This window comes from Zhongshania aliphaticivorans (assembly GCF_902705875.1).
Lineage (GTDB): Bacteria > Pseudomonadota > Gammaproteobacteria > Pseudomonadales > Spongiibacteraceae > Spongiibacter > Spongiibacter aliphaticivorans_A.
In genome coordinates this window covers 1,711,147-1,730,339 of record NZ_CACSIK010000001.1, presented here as the reverse complement: position 1 = coordinate 1,730,339, position 19,193 = coordinate 1,711,147, and the positions used below count along the sequence as shown (strand labels likewise).

At 46.0% G+C, this 19,193-nt stretch carries 21 protein-coding genes and 1 tRNA gene; 5 read left to right on the top strand and 17 right to left on the bottom strand.

The genetic code is table 11. The features are described 5' to 3' along the window. Positions 1-23: 23 nt before the first annotated feature. From AELLOGFF_RS07900 to AELLOGFF_RS07890, 3 genes are all read right to left on the bottom strand, one after another. A complete protein-coding gene (locus AELLOGFF_RS07900; protein WP_159268244.1) occupies positions 24-1,058 on the bottom strand; it encodes a 1-aminocyclopropane-1-carboxylate deaminase/D-cysteine desulfhydrase in 1,035 nt (344 codons plus the stop codon). A 50-nt stretch (positions 1,059-1,108) separates the two neighbouring features. Further along, the gene (yajC, locus tag AELLOGFF_RS07895; protein WP_159268243.1) at positions 1,109-1,444 is read right to left on the bottom strand and encodes a preprotein translocase subunit YajC; all 336 of its coding nucleotides are present in this window, start codon (positions 1,442-1,444) and stop codon (positions 1,109-1,111) included. 91 nt (positions 1,445-1,535) lie between these two features. Continuing rightward, positions 1,536-2,306, bottom strand: coding sequence for an exodeoxyribonuclease III (locus tag AELLOGFF_RS07890; protein WP_159268242.1), 771 nt, complete (start codon positions 2,304-2,306; stop codon positions 1,536-1,538). Positions 2,307-2,609: 303 nt separating this feature from the next. Between AELLOGFF_RS07890 and AELLOGFF_RS07885 the strand changes: the two genes are divergently transcribed. The 3 genes from AELLOGFF_RS07885 (at position 2,610) to AELLOGFF_RS07875 (ending at position 5,278) form a co-directional block, all read left to right on the top strand. Continuing rightward, the gene (locus AELLOGFF_RS07885) at positions 2,610-3,086 is read left to right on the top strand and encodes a nuclear transport factor 2 family protein (protein ID WP_159268241.1); all 477 of its coding nucleotides are present in this window, start codon (positions 2,610-2,612) and stop codon (positions 3,084-3,086) included. 15 nt (positions 3,087-3,101) lie between these two features. Continuing rightward, a complete protein-coding gene (locus tag AELLOGFF_RS07880) occupies positions 3,102-4,790 on the top strand; it encodes a class I adenylate-forming enzyme family protein (protein ID WP_159268240.1) in 1,689 nt (562 codons plus the stop codon). A gap of 80 nt (positions 4,791-4,870) precedes the next feature. Beyond that, positions 4,871-5,278, top strand: a complete 408-nt coding sequence (locus tag AELLOGFF_RS07875; protein ID WP_159268239.1) for a YkvA family protein — start codon at positions 4,871-4,873, stop codon at positions 5,276-5,278. Between the two features lie 44 nt (positions 5,279-5,322). On the opposite strand, the gene bcp is transcribed toward AELLOGFF_RS07875, so the two are convergent. The 9 genes from bcp to AELLOGFF_RS07830 all read right to left on the bottom strand — a co-directional run bounded on the left by bcp (position 5,323) and on the right by AELLOGFF_RS07830 (position 11,578). Next, positions 5,323-5,802, bottom strand: a complete 480-nt coding sequence (gene bcp, locus AELLOGFF_RS07870) for a thioredoxin-dependent thiol peroxidase (RefSeq protein ID WP_159268238.1) — start codon at positions 5,800-5,802, stop codon at positions 5,323-5,325. Positions 5,803-5,827: 25 nt separating this feature from the next. Next, positions 5,828-7,288 (bottom strand): DNA recombination protein RmuC, encoded by a 1,461-nt coding sequence (gene rmuC, locus AELLOGFF_RS07865; RefSeq protein ID WP_159268237.1) that lies wholly within the window; start codon positions 7,286-7,288, stop codon positions 5,828-5,830. Between the two features lie 159 nt (positions 7,289-7,447). Beyond that, positions 7,448-8,380 (bottom strand): PhzF family phenazine biosynthesis protein, encoded by a 933-nt coding sequence (locus tag AELLOGFF_RS07860; RefSeq protein WP_159268236.1) that lies wholly within the window; start codon positions 8,378-8,380, stop codon positions 7,448-7,450. Positions 8,381-8,524: 144 nt separating this feature from the next. Beyond that, positions 8,525-9,100, bottom strand: a complete 576-nt coding sequence (locus AELLOGFF_RS07855) for an NUDIX hydrolase (protein ID WP_159268235.1) — start codon at positions 9,098-9,100, stop codon at positions 8,525-8,527. A 21-nt stretch (positions 9,101-9,121) separates the two neighbouring features. Further along, complete coding sequence (locus tag AELLOGFF_RS07850; protein WP_159268234.1) at positions 9,122-9,598, bottom strand: flavin reductase family protein; 477 nt, start codon at positions 9,596-9,598, stop codon at positions 9,122-9,124. 126 nt (positions 9,599-9,724) lie between these two features. Continuing rightward, positions 9,725-10,183, bottom strand: coding sequence for a molybdopterin synthase catalytic subunit MoaE (gene moaE, locus AELLOGFF_RS07845; protein WP_159268233.1), 459 nt, complete (start codon positions 10,181-10,183; stop codon positions 9,725-9,727). A gap of 1 nt (position 10,184) precedes the next feature. Continuing rightward, entirely contained in the window at positions 10,185-10,433 is a 249-nt protein-coding gene (gene moaD, locus AELLOGFF_RS07840; RefSeq protein ID WP_159268232.1) for a molybdopterin converting factor subunit 1, read from the bottom strand. Further along, positions 10,430-10,921 (bottom strand): cyclic pyranopterin monophosphate synthase MoaC, encoded by a 492-nt coding sequence (gene moaC / locus AELLOGFF_RS07835; protein WP_159268231.1) that lies wholly within the window; start codon positions 10,919-10,921, stop codon positions 10,430-10,432. The genes moaD and moaC overlap by 4 nt, the downstream gene beginning before the upstream one ends. A gap of 6 nt (positions 10,922-10,927) precedes the next feature. Next, positions 10,928-11,578, bottom strand: coding sequence for an MBL fold metallo-hydrolase (locus AELLOGFF_RS07830; RefSeq protein ID WP_327785478.1), 651 nt, complete (start codon positions 11,576-11,578; stop codon positions 10,928-10,930). 204 nt (positions 11,579-11,782) lie between these two features. Here AELLOGFF_RS07830 and AELLOGFF_RS07825 point away from each other — a divergent pair, with 204 nt between their 5' ends. Continuing rightward, on the top strand, positions 11,783-12,025 hold the full coding sequence (locus AELLOGFF_RS07825; protein WP_159268230.1) for a hypothetical protein: 243 nt from the start codon (positions 11,783-11,785) through the stop codon (positions 12,023-12,025). Positions 12,026-12,084: 59 nt separating this feature from the next. Here the strand turns inward: AELLOGFF_RS07825 and AELLOGFF_RS07820 are convergent, their stop codons facing one another. Continuing rightward, complete coding sequence (locus AELLOGFF_RS07820; protein ID WP_159268229.1) at positions 12,085-12,456, bottom strand: hypothetical protein; 372 nt, start codon at positions 12,454-12,456, stop codon at positions 12,085-12,087. A 599-nt stretch (positions 12,457-13,055) separates the two neighbouring features. On the opposite strand from AELLOGFF_RS07820, the gene AELLOGFF_RS07815 reads away from it, so the two are divergent. Next, a tRNA-Ser gene (locus AELLOGFF_RS07815) sits at positions 13,056-13,145 on the top strand. A gap of 101 nt (positions 13,146-13,246) precedes the next feature. On the opposite strand, the gene AELLOGFF_RS07810 is transcribed toward AELLOGFF_RS07815, so the two are convergent. The 4 genes from AELLOGFF_RS07810 to rhuM form a co-directional block, all read right to left on the bottom strand. After that, positions 13,247-14,305 (bottom strand): hypothetical protein, encoded by a 1,059-nt coding sequence (locus tag AELLOGFF_RS07810; RefSeq protein ID WP_159268228.1) that lies wholly within the window; start codon positions 14,303-14,305, stop codon positions 13,247-13,249. 36 nt (positions 14,306-14,341) lie between these two features. Continuing rightward, a complete protein-coding gene (locus tag AELLOGFF_RS07805) occupies positions 14,342-17,587 on the bottom strand; it encodes a type I restriction endonuclease subunit R (RefSeq protein ID WP_159268227.1) in 3,246 nt (1,081 codons plus the stop codon). Positions 17,588-17,656: 69 nt separating this feature from the next. Further along, entirely contained in the window at positions 17,657-18,208 is a 552-nt protein-coding gene (locus AELLOGFF_RS07800) for a transposase (protein ID WP_200842621.1), read from the bottom strand. Then, positions 18,208-19,188 carry a virulence protein RhuM/Fic/DOC family protein gene (gene rhuM / locus AELLOGFF_RS07795; protein WP_159268226.1) on the bottom strand — a complete coding sequence of 327 codons (981 nt, stop codon included), beginning with the start codon at positions 19,186-19,188 and terminating at the stop codon, positions 18,208-18,210. The genes AELLOGFF_RS07800 and rhuM overlap by 1 nt, the downstream gene beginning before the upstream one ends. Between the last annotated feature and the right edge of the window lie 5 nt (positions 19,189-19,193).

The following is a 19,193-nucleotide window of genomic DNA, read 5'->3' as shown; positions in this document are numbered from 1 at the left end:
TGTGTGTTAAGTACTAATAGAGCTTAGTTAAAATCGAAATTACTACGCTGAGGGAAAACGCCAAAGACCCCGCCGGTATGTAAAAACATAATATCGCCACTCTCTCCAAAGCGACCTTTTTTCAATTGATCAAGCATGCCGTAAAAGGCTTTTCCGGTATAAACAGGATCAAGAACTAAGCCTTCCATCTTTGCTAGGTCGGCAATACATTGAAATACTTCAGGATCAGCTTTTGCGTAACCCGGCCCAACGTATCCATCAATAACCTTAACGGAAAGAGCATCAAGCTCTATGCCAACTTGATAGCGCTGCTGCCAATCAGATAAGTCCTGCCGTACTTTATTAATAAACCATGCTTCATCGTCACAGACATTAACGCCCCACACTTGAGCGTCTAACTGATAACAGTCTGCCCCCGCCGTTAACCCAGCTTGAGTACCACCCGAGCCGGTGGCACAAATAAGATGCTTAACGTCGATGTTTTTCTGTTGAAAATCACGTTTGATCTCAGCGCAGGCTTCAACATAAGCCCAAACGCCAATCCCGTCGGAAGCGCCAGTCGGAATAATAAACGCCTTGCGCCCTTGTTTTTGATAAGCCGCCTGTTCATTTAACAAAACATCGTTGAGTTCCCGCTGGTACTGAGCCGCTGGGTAGTAGCTAATCTTTGCTCCGGCAAGGCAATCCAACAGTAAATTCCCATCAGCTACATCGGGCTTCTCACCCCGTAAAATAAGATGGCATTTCAAGCCAAGCTGAGCACACAACAAGGCCGTTGCACGGCAGTGATTAGACTGTAAGCCGCCACAGCTAAGAATAGTATCGCAGCCCTCTGCAATAGCTTGGGCCAAACTGAATTCAAGCTTACGGACTTTATTACCTGACAATACACTGCCCGTTAAGTCATCGCGTTTTACCCAAATCTTGGGGCCGCCTATACTTTTATGTAAGCGTTCTAGGGGCTGCAAGGGTGTGGGGAGCTGAGCGAGATTAAGGCGCGGAGGGGTAATACCAATTTTGTGCTTTATTATATTTTCACGATTAACAGTAGAAGACATCTTGCTACCTGTTAGGAGAAAGCGCCCCGCATACGCAGGGCGCGCAATGATTAAATTGCTTTTAATGTGCCTTTGGGCAGTACTGCATGAATAGATGAACGCTGAAACTTAAGCTCTACATTATCAGCCACATTCACCACAACATAGTCATCATCTAACTTGGTTACTTTACCGAGAATACCGCTAGTAGTGACCACTTCATCGCCCTTACCTAAGGCCGACACCATTGCAGCATGCTCTTTTTGACGCTTACGCTGTGGACGAATAGCGATAAAGTAAAACAAACCAAACATGAGGACCAGAAAACCAATCTGGAACAACTCACCACCGGGAGGCGCACCCGCGCCCGCGCTCTGGGCATGCGCCTCAGATATGAAAAAGCTCATTAATTGTCCTTACTTAAGATTCAACAACAAACACTGCGCTCAAGTGGCCACAGCAATCAATTCAACGTGCAATATTACACAAGCACCCAGCTCAAAGCGAGCAATCATAGTCCATTGTAAAAGGTGCGTGATCAGAAAACTTTTCATCTTTATAGACGCTAGCGCTACGTATTGAGTCAACTAAGCCCGGTGTTATCACGTGATAATCCAAACGCCAACCAACATCATTGGCGTAAGCCTGTCCGCGATTCGACCACCATGTATAAACGGCGTCTTGATTGATCTCTCTGAAGGCATCTACAAACCCGGCTTCACCGTACAACTTGTCTAACCATTCGCGCTCATGGGGTAAAAAGCCAGAGTTTTTCTTATTGCCCTTCCAATTTTTAAGATCGATTTCTTTATGACAGATATTCCAATCAGCACAAATCACCAGCTCACGCCCAGCGGCTTTTAACTCCACGAAGTGATCATAGATTATTCCTAAAAAGCGGTCTTTCTTAGCCTGCGCCTCATCACCACTAGAGCCGGAAGGCATATAAAGCGATATAACACTTATTTTATCGTAATCAGCGCGGATATATCGCCCCTCGCTGTCCGCGGGGTCCCAGCCAAGCGAGGTGGTCACGCTATTGGGTGGCTTTTTACAATACATCGCCGTGCCACTGTAACCTTTCTTAATGGCATCGCTATAGGTGGTGGTGTAACCCTCAGGATGATAAAGCGGGTCTTCGAGCTGATCCCTTTGCGCCTTCGTTTCCTGGATACAGACCACATCTGCATCTTGCTTAGCTAGCCATTCAAAAAATCCTTTACGCCCTGCAGAACGAATACCGTTGGTATTTGCAGTAATTATGCGCATTTAAAATACTCCAAAAATTTAAATCGTCGCATAGCTTAGCAAAAAACAATATTGACCGCTGAACTCATCGCCTCGCAACCCCAATTCACAACTATAGATTAAATGTCAGCACTAAACTCTTTATAGCAACAACGCAATTTATAGCAACAACGTAAAGTTCAAGCTCACTTCATCCATTCAGATCATGTTTCCCTGATTTAGCTGCCTCTAAAATAAGCATTACCAGCAAATACCATAGATAGTGAAATAATAGCTTCAGCGGATTTATCCCAAAATAATAACGAATTGCTAAGGATCACGACCATGACAGCGTCACTCAATGCCCTGCTCGCAATAGAAACTATCAAAAAATTGAAGTACACCTACCTGCGCGCCGTCGACACCCATGATTGGGAGCTATTAACAACAACGCTAAGCGAAGATTGTAGTGCACGCTACGATGACGGAAAGTATAGTTTCGACAACCGTGATCAACTGATAAATGGCTTAAAGGGACATATGGATTCACCCCAGGTGATCACCATGCACAATTGCCACCACCCAGAAATTGAGTTTATCGATGAAAGTACCGCCACCGGTAAATGGTATTTACAAGACTTAGTGTTTAATAAAGACCAAAACTGGATGCTGTTTGGCACTGCCATTTACACTGATCAATACCGACTCGACGATGGTATATGGCGTATTTGTCACACTGAATACCAGCGGATTATGGAAACGATCAACGCCCCGATACCCGCAACGCTGAGTTTTACCTATTCCATGTTTGATCATCAATAAGAGCTAAAACACCCTATGAGCCACATTGTTAATCGCCTAGCGGATTGTACTGACCAACTCTGCCAACCGGGTGCACCGTTTGAAGTGATCAAGGATAGCAGCAGTCATTTCTCTATTTTCAAGAATGCACCCGCTACCTTGCGTGACTTAATTGATGCAGGACGCCAACACGGTGACCAAGAGTTTCTCGTATACCAGGGTGAACGGCTCACTTTTACTCAGTTTTTTAAGCGCGTAGACGCACTCTCATATCACTTGATACACAGCCTTGGTATTAATAATGGGGATAGAGTTGCGATTGCCATGCGTAACTGCCCAGAGTGGATGGTGTCTTACGCTGCTATTGTTTCAGTAGGCGCTGTGGTCGTACCACTAAATTCTTGGGGAAGTGCGGATGAACTACACTACGGCTTAAAAGACTCAGCGGCAAAATTAGTTTTCTGCGACCAGCAGCGATCTGAACTGATTCAATCGTTTTTATCAAAGCTTAACTGCCAAGCGATTGTGGCGAGAATTGCGCAGGGTGACATCATTGGTGATTCTGACTTCGATGAAATCATTGCCAACAACTGGAACAAGCCGCTTCCAGCTGTGTCGTGTAATACCGATGATATTGCACAAATCATGTACACCTCCGGCACCACTGGACGTCCCAAAGGGGCGGTATCAAGTCATAAAAATATCTGCCAAGCCATTTATAGCTTTGAGTTTCATGCCATGTGCTCAGCCATGGCGAACCCCCAAGCCATAGAAAAAATGTTTGCCGGTGGTTTCCCACCTTGCACCCTATTAAGTGTGCCCTTATTCCATGTCTCTGGCTGCTACGCTGCATTTTTACTAAACCTGCGCGGAGGACGAAAAACCGTTGTAATGTACAAATGGTCACCGGAGCAGGCCCTTAAATTAATCAGCACCGAAAAAGTCACCATCTTTAGCGCCGCGCCATCAATGGTATTAGAGTTACTCCGGCACCCAGATTTTCACAGCAGCGATACAAGTAGTTTATTTTCCCTTGGTGGTGGTGGCGCCGCTTGCCCCCCATCATTTAAAACTGTCATCAATAACACGCTTGCAAATGCCTACATTGGTACAGGCTATGGCATGACCGAAAGCAATGCCATTTGTGCCAACTGTTCAGGCGAGGCATTCACCTACAAACCGACGAGCGCTGGCACCCTCTCCCCTCTCGTTGAATGGCAAACACGGGATAAAGACAACAACATTCTTAGCAAAGGGGAAAGAGGCGAAATCTGGCTGAAATCAGTATGTAATGTCAGTCATTATTGGAACAAACTTGATGCAAACAGCAAACAATTTGATGATGGCTGGATGGCCACAGGTGACATCGGCTACCTGGATGAAGAAAACTTTGTCTTTGTCGTTGATCGGGCCAAAGACCTCATTATTCGAGGTGGTGAAAATATTTACCCCGCAGAAATTGAAGCCATTCTAACTTCGCACCCAGCAGTATCAGAGGCCGCCATTATAGCCGAGCCCGATGAGCAATTTGGTGAAATTCCTGCTGCTGTTATTCGCCTTCGCGCCAGTGCAGAGCTAAACCACAATGAGCTTGGTGAGTATCTACTAGGCAAACTTGCCGTCTTTAAGCATCCGAAACATATCTGGTTTTGCCATGATGAGCTACCGCGCAATGCTGCTGGCAAGGTCTTAAAATCGGAGTTAGTACAGAAATATATCGCTTAATCTTTTAAGCAAATTTGCAGATTGCTCTCCACTGCGCCATATTTGCCATCTATTGCTATTCAGATTATAGAGACGCCAGTATGCAAGTATTATCCAAAAAGCGCGCAAAGAAGATACTCGATAAAGGTGCCGGAGATCTTAACGAATCACAAATCAATTTAGCCATCAGTAATAGGCAGCGCATAATTAATAAGGTAATTACTAGCGCGTCATTGGCACCGTTCTTGGCGCAAGTAAAGGTCTTATTTAAATTACTTCAAGATTATGTCAGCGGCGATTACCGAGAAATACCTTGGTGGTCATTAGGGTCTATTGTTACCGCTCTTTTGTATATTTTACTTCCTCTCGATGCCATACCCGACATCATACCTATTGCAGGCTTTTTAGATGATGCCGTAGTCTTAAAGCTGTGCCTAGATATGATAACCAAGGATCTTACGAACTATACCAACTACAAGAAAAATCAAAACGACTCTGGTGTAAGCTAGAGGGCAAAACCGTTAAGCGATTACCCTCTATCAATGATGTAGACTTAGGCGTTTGACAACTCGTCTAACACTACCATCAATGTTTCGTGATGAGATTTTGTTTTAAACTTATCCATAATTTTTAACAAACGCCCATCCTGACCAATGATAAACGTCGTCCTTACTGTCCCCATGTTTTCCTTACCCATAAACTTTTTAAGCTGCCAGCAACCATATTTATCAATAATTGCGTGGTCTTCATCAGACAACAATGGAAAATTAAGCTCGTATTTATCATGAAACTTTTTAATTTTGTTCACTGGATCAAAGCTGATCCCTAATACTTGGTAACCCAAAGTATCAAGCTCACCATACACATCTCGTAAACCACAAGCCTGCATGGTACAACCCGGCGTGGATGCCCGAGGGTAAAAATAAAGAACGACCCCTTTCTTTCCTTTAAAATCTTTAAGACTCACCGTGTTCCCATCTTGATCAGCTAAAGAAAATGCGGGGGCAAGATTGCCTACTTTAGGTAACGCCACAAATTACACTCCTATTCAAAATTGATTAATTATGTTCTGAACCATCAACCTCAACGCGGTCAATATCGGCTCTATCAGTCAGTGACGTTGGCAAAGTCTTCTTTACTTTAGCACCCAGTGTCTCTAAACGACTCACTCGAGACACTAAATTGCCTTTACCCAAAGTCATTCTGTTTAGTGTTTTCTCATAAGCATCGCGACCACGATCTAGATGCTTACCAATATCTTCAAGGGACTGAACCACTAGGGCAAATTGGTCGTGCAGCGCGCCCGCCTGACGAGCAATTTCCTCCGCATTCTGATTTTGCCGTTCATAACGCCAAATACTCTGCACCGTTCTCAGGGTTGCCAGCAATGTGGTTGGACCTACCACGATAATATTTTTTTCATAGGCATTACGAAACAATTCAGGGTCATGCTCGAAGGCCGCCATAAAAGCAGCTTCCACTGGAATAAAGATAAACACAAAATCTAAGGTGCGCAGCCCTTCTATATGCTCATAACCCTTAACACTGAGGCCATTGATATGGGCCTTTACCGATTGTGCGTGTTCACGCAAACAGGCTTGACGCGCTTCGTCATCATCACTGCTGCAGTATCGTTCGTATGCAAGCAAGGACACTTTGGCGTCAATCACAATATCTTTATCATCTGGAAGTCGAACGATAACATCGGGCTGTCTTCGGCGGCCAGTTTCGTCGGTAAAACTAAGCTGGGTTTCGTATTCATGCCCTTTGCGCAAACCAGACTCTTCTAGCACGCGCTCTAAAATAACTTCGCCCCAGTTACCCTGCGCTTTGTTGTCCCCCTTTAAAGCGCGGGTAAGGTTTTGTGCCTCCTTGCTGATACTGCGGTTCATTTCTTGAAGATTTTTGAGCTGCTCTTTAAGCTCACCGCGCTCACGGTTCTCATTATCGTAAATATGATCGACACGACCACGAAACTCTTTCAGTTGTTCTCTAAAGGGTTTCAGCTGAATATCAAGGGCATCGCGACTGTGCGCCTGAAAGCGCTGACTTTTTTCATCAAAAATGCGATTGGCCAACTGTTCAAATTGATCTGTTAATTGCTTCTTTGCATCAGTAAGCAGCGTCAGCTGCTCTTTTGTTGATGTTTCCAGGTGGCTATACGCGCTCTCTTTTCTTGCCAACGCATCTTTTAAATCGCTGTTTTTTTGGTCTGCTGCTGCCAGTGATGCCTCGCTTGCTGTGAGCGCAATTGCTTGTGAGTTGAGGCGCTCCTCTACTACGGCAAGATCCCGCTCAAGGCTGACCACTTTATTTTGAGCATCTTCAAGTTGTTTCTTTAATGTAGTATTGAGTAAACCTTGCTCGTCTAACAATAATTGGACCGAATCAGCACGCTCTTTCTGCACACGAATTTGTAGCGCACTGCCACGCTGAATCAACAAAGTCGCAATACCAACACCAAGGCACAAACTAACTAGTGCTACGCCGACTAACCAAAGTAAAAAAGGAGTTTCCATGGGGGGACAATCAAACCTTTTAAAAGAGATGAATCACGCTATGACGCTGTCAAAGCCTTCAACAAAGTGCGTAGTATACAGAACACAACAGGTAAATTAATGGGTATTAAAAAGCCCGTACAACACTAGGATTGTACGGGCTAGGTTTTAAAATATCATTTATGCGGCGTATTGCGTTTTTACATCTGGTGCCAAAATTGTTCCCTGAGCAACTAGAACCGCGTCTCCACCTACCCTCACCTTTAACTCAGCCGTTGCTTTTTTAACAAATTCCACCTGTAGCACACTCTGGCGATTAGCCTTAAAGCCGCGCTCTAGCCATAGTGTATGAGTGCCATCGGCTAAACCGCGTGACTCACATAAGCTGGCAACAAAAGCAGGAATCGCAGCACCAACAGGAGGGCTAGCATCATGTGCGATATGCTCACCCAAAATACGCAAATGAAAATCAGTTTGTAAGGACTCTGTCTCAGAGCTATACACCAATACTTCATTCACTGCGACAGAAGCGGCGCTACTACGTGACCACGCCTCAAGATTAAATCGAGCGCGATACACCGCATCCATGGAACGCAAAGGCACAATTAGATAAGGCGAATCACAACTGACAAATAAGGTTCTGGCCTTAAGGGTTTCTATATCATTCGAGCCAAGACCAAGAACTTGCTCTAGTTCTCTGTTATCGGGTACGTAGTGATCAATTTGAGGGCTAACCGACATCGATAATTGCGTTAACAAGCGGCCTTCATTCATCGACAAAACGACGCGAAATACTTTGCGCCCCTGTGAAAATTGTACGACACAATCCTTATCTTCAACCGGGAGTTCCTGACTATGTACGAGTGTTCTGGCGGCGGCTACAACACTGTGACTACCTACTACTCGCTCTCCAGCGGGTGAAAAAACCCGCAATTCAGCAGCAACCTCACCACTGCCGGGGAAAATAAAAACGGTTTCTGAATGATTCATCTCCTTGGCGATAAGCTGCATCTGCATGGCATCAAGACCACTCGCTTTTGGAAACACTGATACTGCCGCCCCACTAAAGGCGGTCTGGGTAAACACATCGACGGTATGATAAACGTATTCCATTGAAACTCCTTATTATTCGTGTCTAAGCCAAAGGATGAGATAACAAATTGGCGTGACCTTCAGCATACTATAACCATAGCCTGCTTTTGGAAAAGCGCACAATGAAATCTACTGCAACTGAGGCTAAGCCGTTAAGGGCAATAGCTATTGTTCATCGTGCTTCGTTGGCTTCCAACCTACGTGTTTAGCCCATAATGGACTGGGCGAACTGACTCTAATCGGAAAATCACTTGTTTTACGGTCTTCAAAATATTCGGTTAATACATCTGTGACGATAGGAAAAGCCAGCTCAGACCAGGGGATTTCATCTTCTAAAAACAAGCGGGACTCAAGACTTTCTGGGCCAATGCCAAAACCACCGTCAAGTTCACCACGATAGAACACATAGACTTGATTAATATGAGGAATATCAAAAAGGCGATAAAGAGTTTCACCACTCACCTTGGCATCGGCTTCTTCTCTGGTTTCCCGTAACGCCCCCTCCAACATGGTTTCACCATTTTCCATAAATCCAGCGGGAATGGTCCAAAACCCCAAGCGCGGCTCAATGGCACGACGACAAAGCAGTACCTTATCGCCCGCCGTTGGAAGACAGCCAACAACAACATTGGGGTTTTGATAATGAATCATGTCGCATTGTGGGCAGACAAAACGTAGGCGGTCATCGTCTAGCGGTATTTTCTTTATAAGCTCGGCACCGCAATTACTGCAATATTTCATCAACCCCCTACTCCAATCTACTTAGCGCAATTCTCGATATTGACCAGCCTGAAACACTAAAGGTTTGGCGCCGGGTTTATTGTCCATTTCCACGACCTTACCCACGACAATGATATGGTCTCCGCCATCATAATGCGCCCATGTCTCACATTCAAAGCTAGTTAAGGCGCCGCGCAACACGGGCGCACCACTTTTTCCAACTCGGAAATGGTCGCTAACTAATTCGTGCTCATTTTTCTTAGAATACAGGTTAGACATAGGCTCTTGATCACTCGCCAGCACATTAACTGTAAACGTTTTTGATTTATTGAAGGCATCCAAGCATTCGGAGTCATTGCGCAAGCTCCATAAAATCAGCGGTGGATCTAAAGACACCGAGGCAAATGAGTTCACCGTCATACCAAAAGGCTTATAGCCAGGCGGGGTTGCGGTAATGACGCAAACACCCGTTGTAAATTGACCAAGGGCATTTCGAAATTGACGGGGATCAAGGCTCATAGAATTTCCTGTTTTTGCAATTTATTGACGATCATCAATATCGCCATAGATGAGTAATTCATTTACTGGCGCGAATTATACCCCGAGCGGTAAACAAGTTCAGTGTAACAAGCTACTCTAATTGGATTACTCAGCCCACCTCGCCAAGGCCGCAGTATCCGAGTCTCTGGCATCAACCCAATAATCACTGCCATCTTTGCGGCGTTCTTTTTTCCAAAATGGGGCTTCTGACTTAAGAAAATCCATTATAAATTCACAGGCGGCAAAAGCAGCGTGGCGATGCATTGCAGAAACACCTACAAAAACGATGTTTTCTCCCGGCAATAATGGGCCAACACGATGAATGACGGCTACTGAAAGTAGTGACCAACGGAGCGTTGCCCGCTCAATAATGGCCTCAATACTTCGTTCAGTCATGCCGGGATAATGCTCTAGCTCCATGGCTAGAACATCATCCCCATCATTATAATCACGCATTACACCAACAAACTGCGCCACCGCACCACATCTATGACTGCTTAATAAGGCTTGGTATTCCTTACCAACATCAAAATCAGTCTCTTGTACCTGAACACGATATTGCATTTTAACCACCGGTCACAGGTGGGTAGAATGCAACTTCATCACCGTCGCTAATCATGTCTTCATCACTGGCAATAACTTGATTAACAGCGCAGATCGTATTGTCGGCATTCAAAACAGCAGACCACTGGTCACCTTTCTTGGCTAATTCCATTTTCAAGTCGCTCACGGTTATTGTAGAAACCAAGTCATAAGGTAGGCGACCTAGACCAAGTTGTTCTCGGTATTTAGCAAAAAACAACACAGTAATCATGCGTTTTGCTCACTGGCAAACCAATCACCAGAGCGCCCACCAGATTTCGCCAATAACTTAACATCTGATATCACCATATCCTTATCCACGGCCTTGCACATATCGTAGATGGTTAAAGCCGCAACAGACACCGCAGTTAAGGCCTCCATTTCAACCCCAGTTTGTCCGGCTAATTTGCAGCGCGCAAAAATATGGACCGAGTTACTGGCATGATCCAAGTTAAATTCAAGCTTAACCGAAGACAACATTAAGGGATGGCATAAAGGAATAAGATCCGAACACTTTTTCGCGGCCTGAATACCTGCAATCCTGGCGACAGCTAATACATCGCCCTTCTTGTGGCCGCCTTCAGCGATAAGCGATAAGGTCTCTGCCGACATAGTGACACAGCCACTCGCCTGTGCCTCTCTATGAGTAACCGCCTTTTCGGTTACATCGACCATTTGCGCATTACCCTTGGTATCAAAATGCGTTAATTCACTTGTCATATATTGTTATCCAAAACGCGTATCAGCAACAAAGGGATTGGTTTCCCGTTCGTGGCCAAAAGTAGATGTTGGGCCGTGCCCGGGAATAAAGCTGACGTCATCGCCCAAAGGCCAAAGTTTGGTTTGAATGGAATTGATTAAAGTGTCGAAATCACCCTTGGGGAAATCAGTACGACCTATAGAACCTTGAAAAAGCACATCACCCACAATGGCTAAGCGTGCCTGCTCATGGAAAAAAACAACGTGTCCGGGGGTGTGACCAGGACAAAACTTAACAGCTAAGGTTTGGTGGCCAAAAGTCACACTGTCTTCATCATTTAACCATTGATCTGGAACAAACGCGTCGGCATGAGGGAAGCCCGTCATCTTGCACCAATCAGGCAATTTATCTATCCAGAAGGCATCCTCCTTCTGAGGGCCAATAATTTTAACCCCGTATTTCTGGCGCATAACATCTGCAGCTGCGCAGTGATCCATATGACCATGAGTTAGATAAATGACATCTAGGGTAGCCCCCAAGCCCTCAATCGCCGCCTCAATTTTCTCAATATCACCACCCGGATCAAATACAGCGGCCTTGCGGGTTTCTTCACAAACCATGATTGAGCAATTCTGCTGGTAGGTCGTTACCGGCACTATCGTGCATTTTATCGTCATAACACTTAAAAATTCTTCAGTAAAAGCCTAATGATAAGCAGTCGCGGTCAAACTTCATAGCGTTGTCGCTAAATCCTTAGCACCAAAGGCTGACATATAAGCTTTCTAAATATTCAAACATTTATATCCATGAGAGAGGACAACCTGTTGCTTGGCCACCTGTTTCGATGGGATTTGATGAAGCTGTAGGTGCACCCCCGTGGCATGGAAATCTTTGTAAGGCAGTTTGATGAAGGAACTGGAATCGGTATTGCCTACGACTATGAACAGGCTACCCTCCACCGAAAACCACCCGAGATTAGCCCTTCACTAATCAGCAGCCAAGAAACCATTGCTGAATTTAACAACCGGCTAAAACAAGCTGTTATGGACGCAAGCTCAGTAGCTCCAGAAACGCTACCAATAGAAACCTATATTGAAGTGCTACAGGAAATCACCGGAGGCTAAAACCGAAAAAGCCGCAGACATAATCTGCGGCTTTTAACGATACTAGTGCCTTAAATTCCTTACTTATACACTATCTGACCACGATACATTTGCTTTGTTTGTGATCGCGTAGACGCTAACTTAGACTCAGTAGGTAGTTCCTTTTCACGATATATTTTAGTACCACGATACGTGATTTCAGTCACATCGCGCTTTTCAGTAGCTTCATTTTCAACTGCTTTTACTGGAGGCTCCAATTGAAATGGAATACCTGCCATTGACATAATTTGAACAACCGTTTTACGCGTAAAAGGATCGCGGCTCCGCTTACCAATATCGCCTAAGCTGGTCAAAAGCTCGGGGTCTGCTAGCCGGATACGCATCCCAAATTCTGCGAAAATACGCGAACGCAATTGCTGCAATAACGCTACCATTTCCGACGAATACACCATTAGGATTCATTCTCAAAATTATTGATAGCCTATTCAAAGACTAAATCAATCAACAACCATACATCGCTTACAGAGCAAAATTCATTCCAGCCCAAAATCGACTAAACCCTGAATTAATGAGGGTAAGCACTCATTGCTTGCACCACAATGAGCCACCGCAACTCTGGCGCACCAAAAAGAGACCAGTTCTTGCGATGGTTGAATTTGTTAATTGCCATTGCAAGCGTTATTGGTTAGAGTAGCCGCCCTCAAAACGCGGTGTTAAGCCATTGAGGAAATAACGAGCATGCAGGCGTGCGACCTGACGCTCGTAAAACCATCTAAAATTTCGCAGATATCAGTTTTGGTTAGGTGTCCGAGTGGCTGATTCGGAGGCTTTGCCGGAGAAAGCGCCCGCTAGGGCGATAACGAGCATGCAGGCGTGTGACCTGACGCTCGTAAAACCATCTAAAATTTCGCAGATATTAGTTTTGGTGAGGTGTCCGAGTGGCTGATTCGGAGGCTTTGCCGGAGAAAGCGCCCACTAGGGCGATAACGAGCATGCAGGCGTGCGACCTGACGCTCGTAAAACTATCTAAAATTGCGCAGATATCAGTTTTGGTGAGGTGTCCGAGTGGCTGAAGGAGCACGCCTGGAAAGTGTGTAACGGGTCAAACTGTTCGAGGGTTCGAATCCCTCCCTCACCGCCATTAAAAGCCATTAAAGCCCTGTTTTTACAGGGCTTTTTTGTTTTAAGCCTACAACGAAACCGCCATCCAGACCGTCATTATTATTCCTGCAAAGGCCAACTTTAATTCACTGTCACAACTATCTGCAATTCCGTATATTTTTCAACAATCAACTTTACAGCTTCCGCTGTTCTTGCGCCCCACTGGTTTGTGAGCGCATAGGTACCCCCTGCCACCCTAAACAATTGATCGTCAGTATGAAAAAAGCGATCTACTCTGGCAACTTGTCCACCCACGTCGCCAACCATAATCTTCTCTTTAAATTCATCTGCACTCAGCTCGCCCTGATAACGCTTAAACAAAGCATTTTCACGCCAGTAGATAAGACTACTAAGCTGCTCAGGAGTAGCGTTTCCCGAGTTAATAAGCGCAGAAACCAAGTGGAGCATTAACCTCCTCTTATTCAAGCCTTCAAAGGGAATCCCGCCAACAGAACCACTAAATGTAGACCTATCCCTTCCTACCTGCGAACGCGCTTGCTGCTCTCGTTGCTTTTTATGCCGGACTTGAACTTGAAATTGCTCAGTCTCCGGTAAAGGTATAACTTGCTGGACATCTAAAAGAACTCTGGTGCCATCTGAATACGGCTCCATCTTGACACACCGTATGTCTAGTCCCTTTTCATTGAGCCAAAGTACTGCGCATGTGAGTTCTTTTGAAAACTCTGCCGAAGCCAGTACGATACGAACATCCTGAGCAAATGAGTCATCATCTGGCTCACTCCAGTCTAAAAAATCTAGGATGCGCTGCTCAGCATCCTCCTCAATTTTATTAGCATCAAGGTAGCGACGATGCGCCTCTATAACCTGTTCAAAGGTCATAGTAGAGACCATTGCACTATACCGTACAGCCTGTAGCTCCATGTGGCCGCCGTCTTCAGTGCGCTTAAGCTCGATGACAACTAAGTTGGCTGCCTTATCTAGACATAACAAATCAATTCTACGCCGACTCACATCCCAGTCACCGAACTCCTCGGCAATAACCATCGTGTGGGGAGCGATGATATCTATCTGGCTCTTTAAGTATCGCTGAAGATCATCGCGCTCTCTTATATTTTGCGCCGCAAAAGTAGTTTTGGGCATCGCACTTATGCCCTCCTCACTCAATTCGTATATTGGCATTCACTTCCCCTTGCTTGCCATTTTAAAAATGACTAATTATGTGTTTTGAAATCTCTTAAAATTCTCAGCCTGCTCAAAGATCTCTTTATACACTTCGTCACGATCAACCGGAGGGTAGCCGAACTTAGCTAAAACCAGAATTAAGCCGACCTTCAGTTCTGCCTTGATGTCTTCGCGCTGGCTCCAGTCGGTGTATTTAACTTTGTCTTTTACTACGTCTTTTACCGCTTGCGCCAAGGTGATGAGTTTGTCGTCTGGGTAGGTAAAGTCATACTTCTCTGCCAGCCGTTTCAAGATGTCGTAGAAGGCTTTATCTTCTAGGTCTATGCCTAGATCTTCAAAGGAGTCGTACTCATCCTTTAGGGCATGGATCATGTCCATGATCTCGTCGGAGAAGTCTTCGAGTACACCACTTACCAGTACATCATCTTCTTTGCGCTCGTTATAGTTGTCGACCAATGTTTTAAAGCGCTTAGAGAAGTCTTGCGCCTGCACCTTATTGACCTTTTTGAAGTCTTCGATGGCTTTGGCGAGCAGTTGCTGCAGTAGCTTAATCTTTGTATTGGGTAGTTTGATCTTGTCGATCTTAGCTAGGTAATCTGGGTCGAATAAATCAGCAACACCGTCGCTGTCTTCGCCCATCTTAAAGATCTCTTCCACGCCATCTGCGTGCAATGCGTCCTTGATCATCTCCCGTACACGGGCATTCATTTGTGCTACGTCTGGTGCATCGCCCTTGGTGAGCTTAAAGACAATGGAGCGCACGGCTAAGTAAAAATGAATTTGGTCACGTTCCGCTTGGCTTATCCGCTCTGAGCCACTGCAAATGTCGTAGGCTGCTTTAAGGCGCTTAACCAGCGCCATAAACCGCTTCTCGATCTTGTCAGTAATCTGCGCAAACTCCGCCGCCATGTTAAGGCAGTGAAGTTGTTCAACGGGACTGCCCTTGTAGTACTTAGACGCGTCGAACTTGTGGAATAGCTTATTGAGTAAGTCGAGATGATCTTTCACCGCAACAATAGACTTATCAATCTCCTCTATGTTCTGTTGGTCAGCCTTGTTGTAGTGGGCTAAGGCTAGGTTCATCTGCTTTTTAATACCGATGTAATCCACCACCAAACCTTTGTCTTTGCCTTCGTACTTGCGATTTACCCGCGAGATAGTCTGGATCAAGTTGTGACGCTGAATGGGCTTGTCGATATAGATGGTATCGAGGAACGGCACATCAAAGCCCGTCAGCCACATATCAACCACAATGGCGATCTTGAAGTTAGACTTGGGGTTTTTAAACTGGCGATCCAGCTCTTTGCGATACTCGGCATTACCCAGAAGATTGTAGAGCTTTTCCGGGTCGTCCTTGCCCCGGGTCATTATCATCTTCACCCGCTCAATGGGTTTGATCTCTTTCATCTCTTGATCAGTCAGCGTCGCGCCAGCCTCACAACTAAGCACCTCATTCCACTCTGGCTTTAGAGCAATAACTTCCTGCCAAAAGTCATAGGCGATATCGCGCTTGCTGCACACAAAGATGGCCTTGCCCTTAACCGTTGAGCCTTCGCTGACTCTGGTTTCATAGTGCTGGACAAAGTCTGCAGCTAACGCACGAATGCGGTCTGGATCACCGAGTATGGCGCTCATATTAGCGCTGGACTTCTTGCTCTCTTCAATTTGATAGTCGCTAGTGCCGTCATCGGCGCACTCTGCGTAGTATTGTTCAATCTCTTCTAGCTTCTTATTGTCGAGTATGACTTTAGCGGCGCGGCCTTCGTAAACAATACGAACCGTAATCTCGTCCTTCACCGATTCCGTCATGGTGTAGCTGTCGATCACCTCACCAAACACATCTAACGTGGCATCTATCGGCGTACCGGTAAAACCAACATAGGTGGCGTTGGGCAAAGAGTCGTGTAGGTACTTGGCAAAGCCAAAAGTACGACGCACACCCTTTTCTGTAATCCGTACATTCTGGTCTAAGTTAACCTGGCTGCGGTGAGCTTCGTCAGAAATACAAATAACATTGCTGCGATCAGTTAGTAGCTCGGCGTCTTCGGTGAACTTATGGATAGTCGCTAGGAATACACCGCCACTATTGCGGCCTTTGAGTAATTCGCGGAGTTGAGCGCGGCTCTCCACACTGACAATAGTTTGGTCGCCTACGTAAGTCTTGGCACTGGTGAACTGCTTAGATAGCTGATCATCTAAATCAGTGCGATCAGTGATTAAAACAATGGTGGGGCTTTCAAACGCCAAGCTCTTCATTAGCAAGCGGCTTAAAAACAACATCGTATAGCTCTTACCGCAGCCTGTAGCGCCAAAGTAGGTTCCACCTTTACCGTCGCCTGCTGGTTTGCGGTGTGTCAGTATATTGTCGTACAGCTTGGTAGCGGCATAGAACTGCGGGTAACGGCAAACGATCTTCTCATCCCGCTTGGATGAGTCGGGAAAGTAGATAAAATGACGCAATACTTCGCGCAACCTATTCTTATCAAACAAGCCATTCAACATGGTGTACAAGGCGTTAATACCATCTTGCTCAATGGTTTCGTCACCCGTTACTTTGCGCCAGGTATAGTAGAAGTCATACGGCGCAAACAAAGAGCCCACCCGCGAGTTAACGCCATCGCTTATAACGCATAGGCTGTTGTACTTTAGAAGCTCAGGTATGTCGCGCTTATACCGAACAGTCAGCTGCTCGTAGGCTTGGTAGATTGTTGCCTCTTCACGCACTGCGCTTTTAAACTCGAACACCACCAAGGGCAAACCATTAATATACAAGATGGCGTCGGGAATGCGCCTCTCAAAGCCTTCAATCTCTAGCTGATTCACCACGCGGTAGATGTTCAGCTCCGCCCTAGCAGTCGAATACTCAGTGCCGCCGTGTGCTACCACTAAATCCAATGACTCAGGATCAGGCATCCGCGACTCTGGCAGGCCGGTGTAATCTATGAGCTGTATATACAGGTCTTTCTGGCTTTTATGCTTGTTACTGGCCACCGACTCACGCTTGAGTAGAAAGCCATCACTCACCAGCTTATGAATAGCGCGATTAGAGTCGTACAAGTCAGCGGAGGAATAGGCTTCTAGCTTGCGGATAATTGCGTCTATTTCACCGGCGGTAATATTATCTACCGCATAGCGCTGCTGAAGGTAAGTACGAAGGTCGTCTTTCAGTAAGACCTCGCGCTTATCGCGAACAAAGGTCGCGCCGTTACTATGGGGGTAGCCCTGCTCACCAAGCAAGTCGATGATGGCTTGTTCTAGCGCTGCTTCATTGAAGCTCATATGTTCGCAAATCCTTCTGTTATATCTCTATCACTCACATTATCAAATGTTGAGTTTTATACACCTCTTCTAAGCCATATACAGTGTATCTAAAGTCCATTTCCTTGGGTTATTGACGATGTATTCCCTTAACGCTGTCAATTCAGCCTCGTTACGAATCACGCGATCCCAGTAATTTCGTTGCCACACTTTGGCACCCAAGCTGCCTCGTTGCGTATTTATCTGTGTAGTACACGCCGATTTAAAGCCCGCCACCAGCGAGCCTACCGACCTAGACGCCAACGTAGGGGCGACCGGCCGGTCGCCCTGAGCCCGTGCAGAATCCCTAATAAAAAATATACCGTGAAAATGATTAGGCATTAGCACCCATGCATCTAAGGAAATTTCAGAACGCAATGACTCAGTTAGCAGCCACTGGTTAACAACAATTTCACCAAAGGCACTGTAGCGCATTTCCCCGTTATCTATATAGCCAAAAATACAATCCCGGTTATGTGTACATAGAGTAATAAAATAGGCACCGGCCTGAGAATAGTCGTAACTATTTAGGCGAATCGAACCTCGGTTAAAACGGTGCTTAGGCATTATGTCTGGGCGCCCGCCAGGCGCCCCTACGGTCATTATGTTTCTCCGGCGCTTAACATATGCATTATCAACCGTATCAACACATCTTTTTGCTTAGGGTCAGATTCAGCCACCAACAATGTTAAGGCCGCCAAACCCGTGTCATTAATTTGAGGCTGACCATGCGCGTTTAGAAGCCGGCCATTGCGGTGTAGAAAGTCCACAAACAGGAAGGCACCGCTGCGCTTATTACCATCTGAAAATGGGTGATTTTTCACCACAAAGTACAGCAGGTGGGCAGCTTTACTTTCTATTGTTGGGTAAGCGGGCTCACCAAATACCGTTTGATCTAAATTACCAAAAATACCGACCAAACCTTCTTCACGCGGGCGAGCGAACAAGTCAGTAGCTTCACCGCGAGACACCAGCTGAACCTTCAGCTCGTTTAACGACATCATGGCAGCTTCTGGTTTCAGCAAAGCACCGCCACTTTGACCGGCCGGCTCATCCAGCAAGCCCTCGTCGTAGCGCTGCAACCACAAAAAGGTTTGGGTATAGCGAGAAACAATATCCACTAAGCCTCGACCAGCATCGCCACTTAACTCGGGGCTTTGGGCGGTGCGCTGAATTAAGGCCAGCGCCTGCTCCAACTCGGCGGCGTTTTTTTCAAAGCGGGTTTGATTTAGGGTATAGCCTCGGACGAGGTGTTCTTTCAGGCGCTCAGTAGCCCAGCGCCGAAATTGCACTCCCTGCGGAGACTTGATGCGGTAACCGACGGAGATCACCACATCCAGGTCGTAGAAGGTCACCGGACGGTCAGCGTTTGCAATATGCATTTTTTGCATATTGCTCTGCTCAGCCACTTCGCCGTCACTCAGGGCGTTGCGAATATGCCTAGAAACCACCGACTGATCCCGCCCAAACAATTCCACCATTTGTGCCTGTGAAAGCCACACCGAATCTGACGCCAAATGCACTTCTATCTGGGTCTGACCATCTGGCGTTTGGTAAATCTCAATTTGCTTATCGTTGCTCATATCGC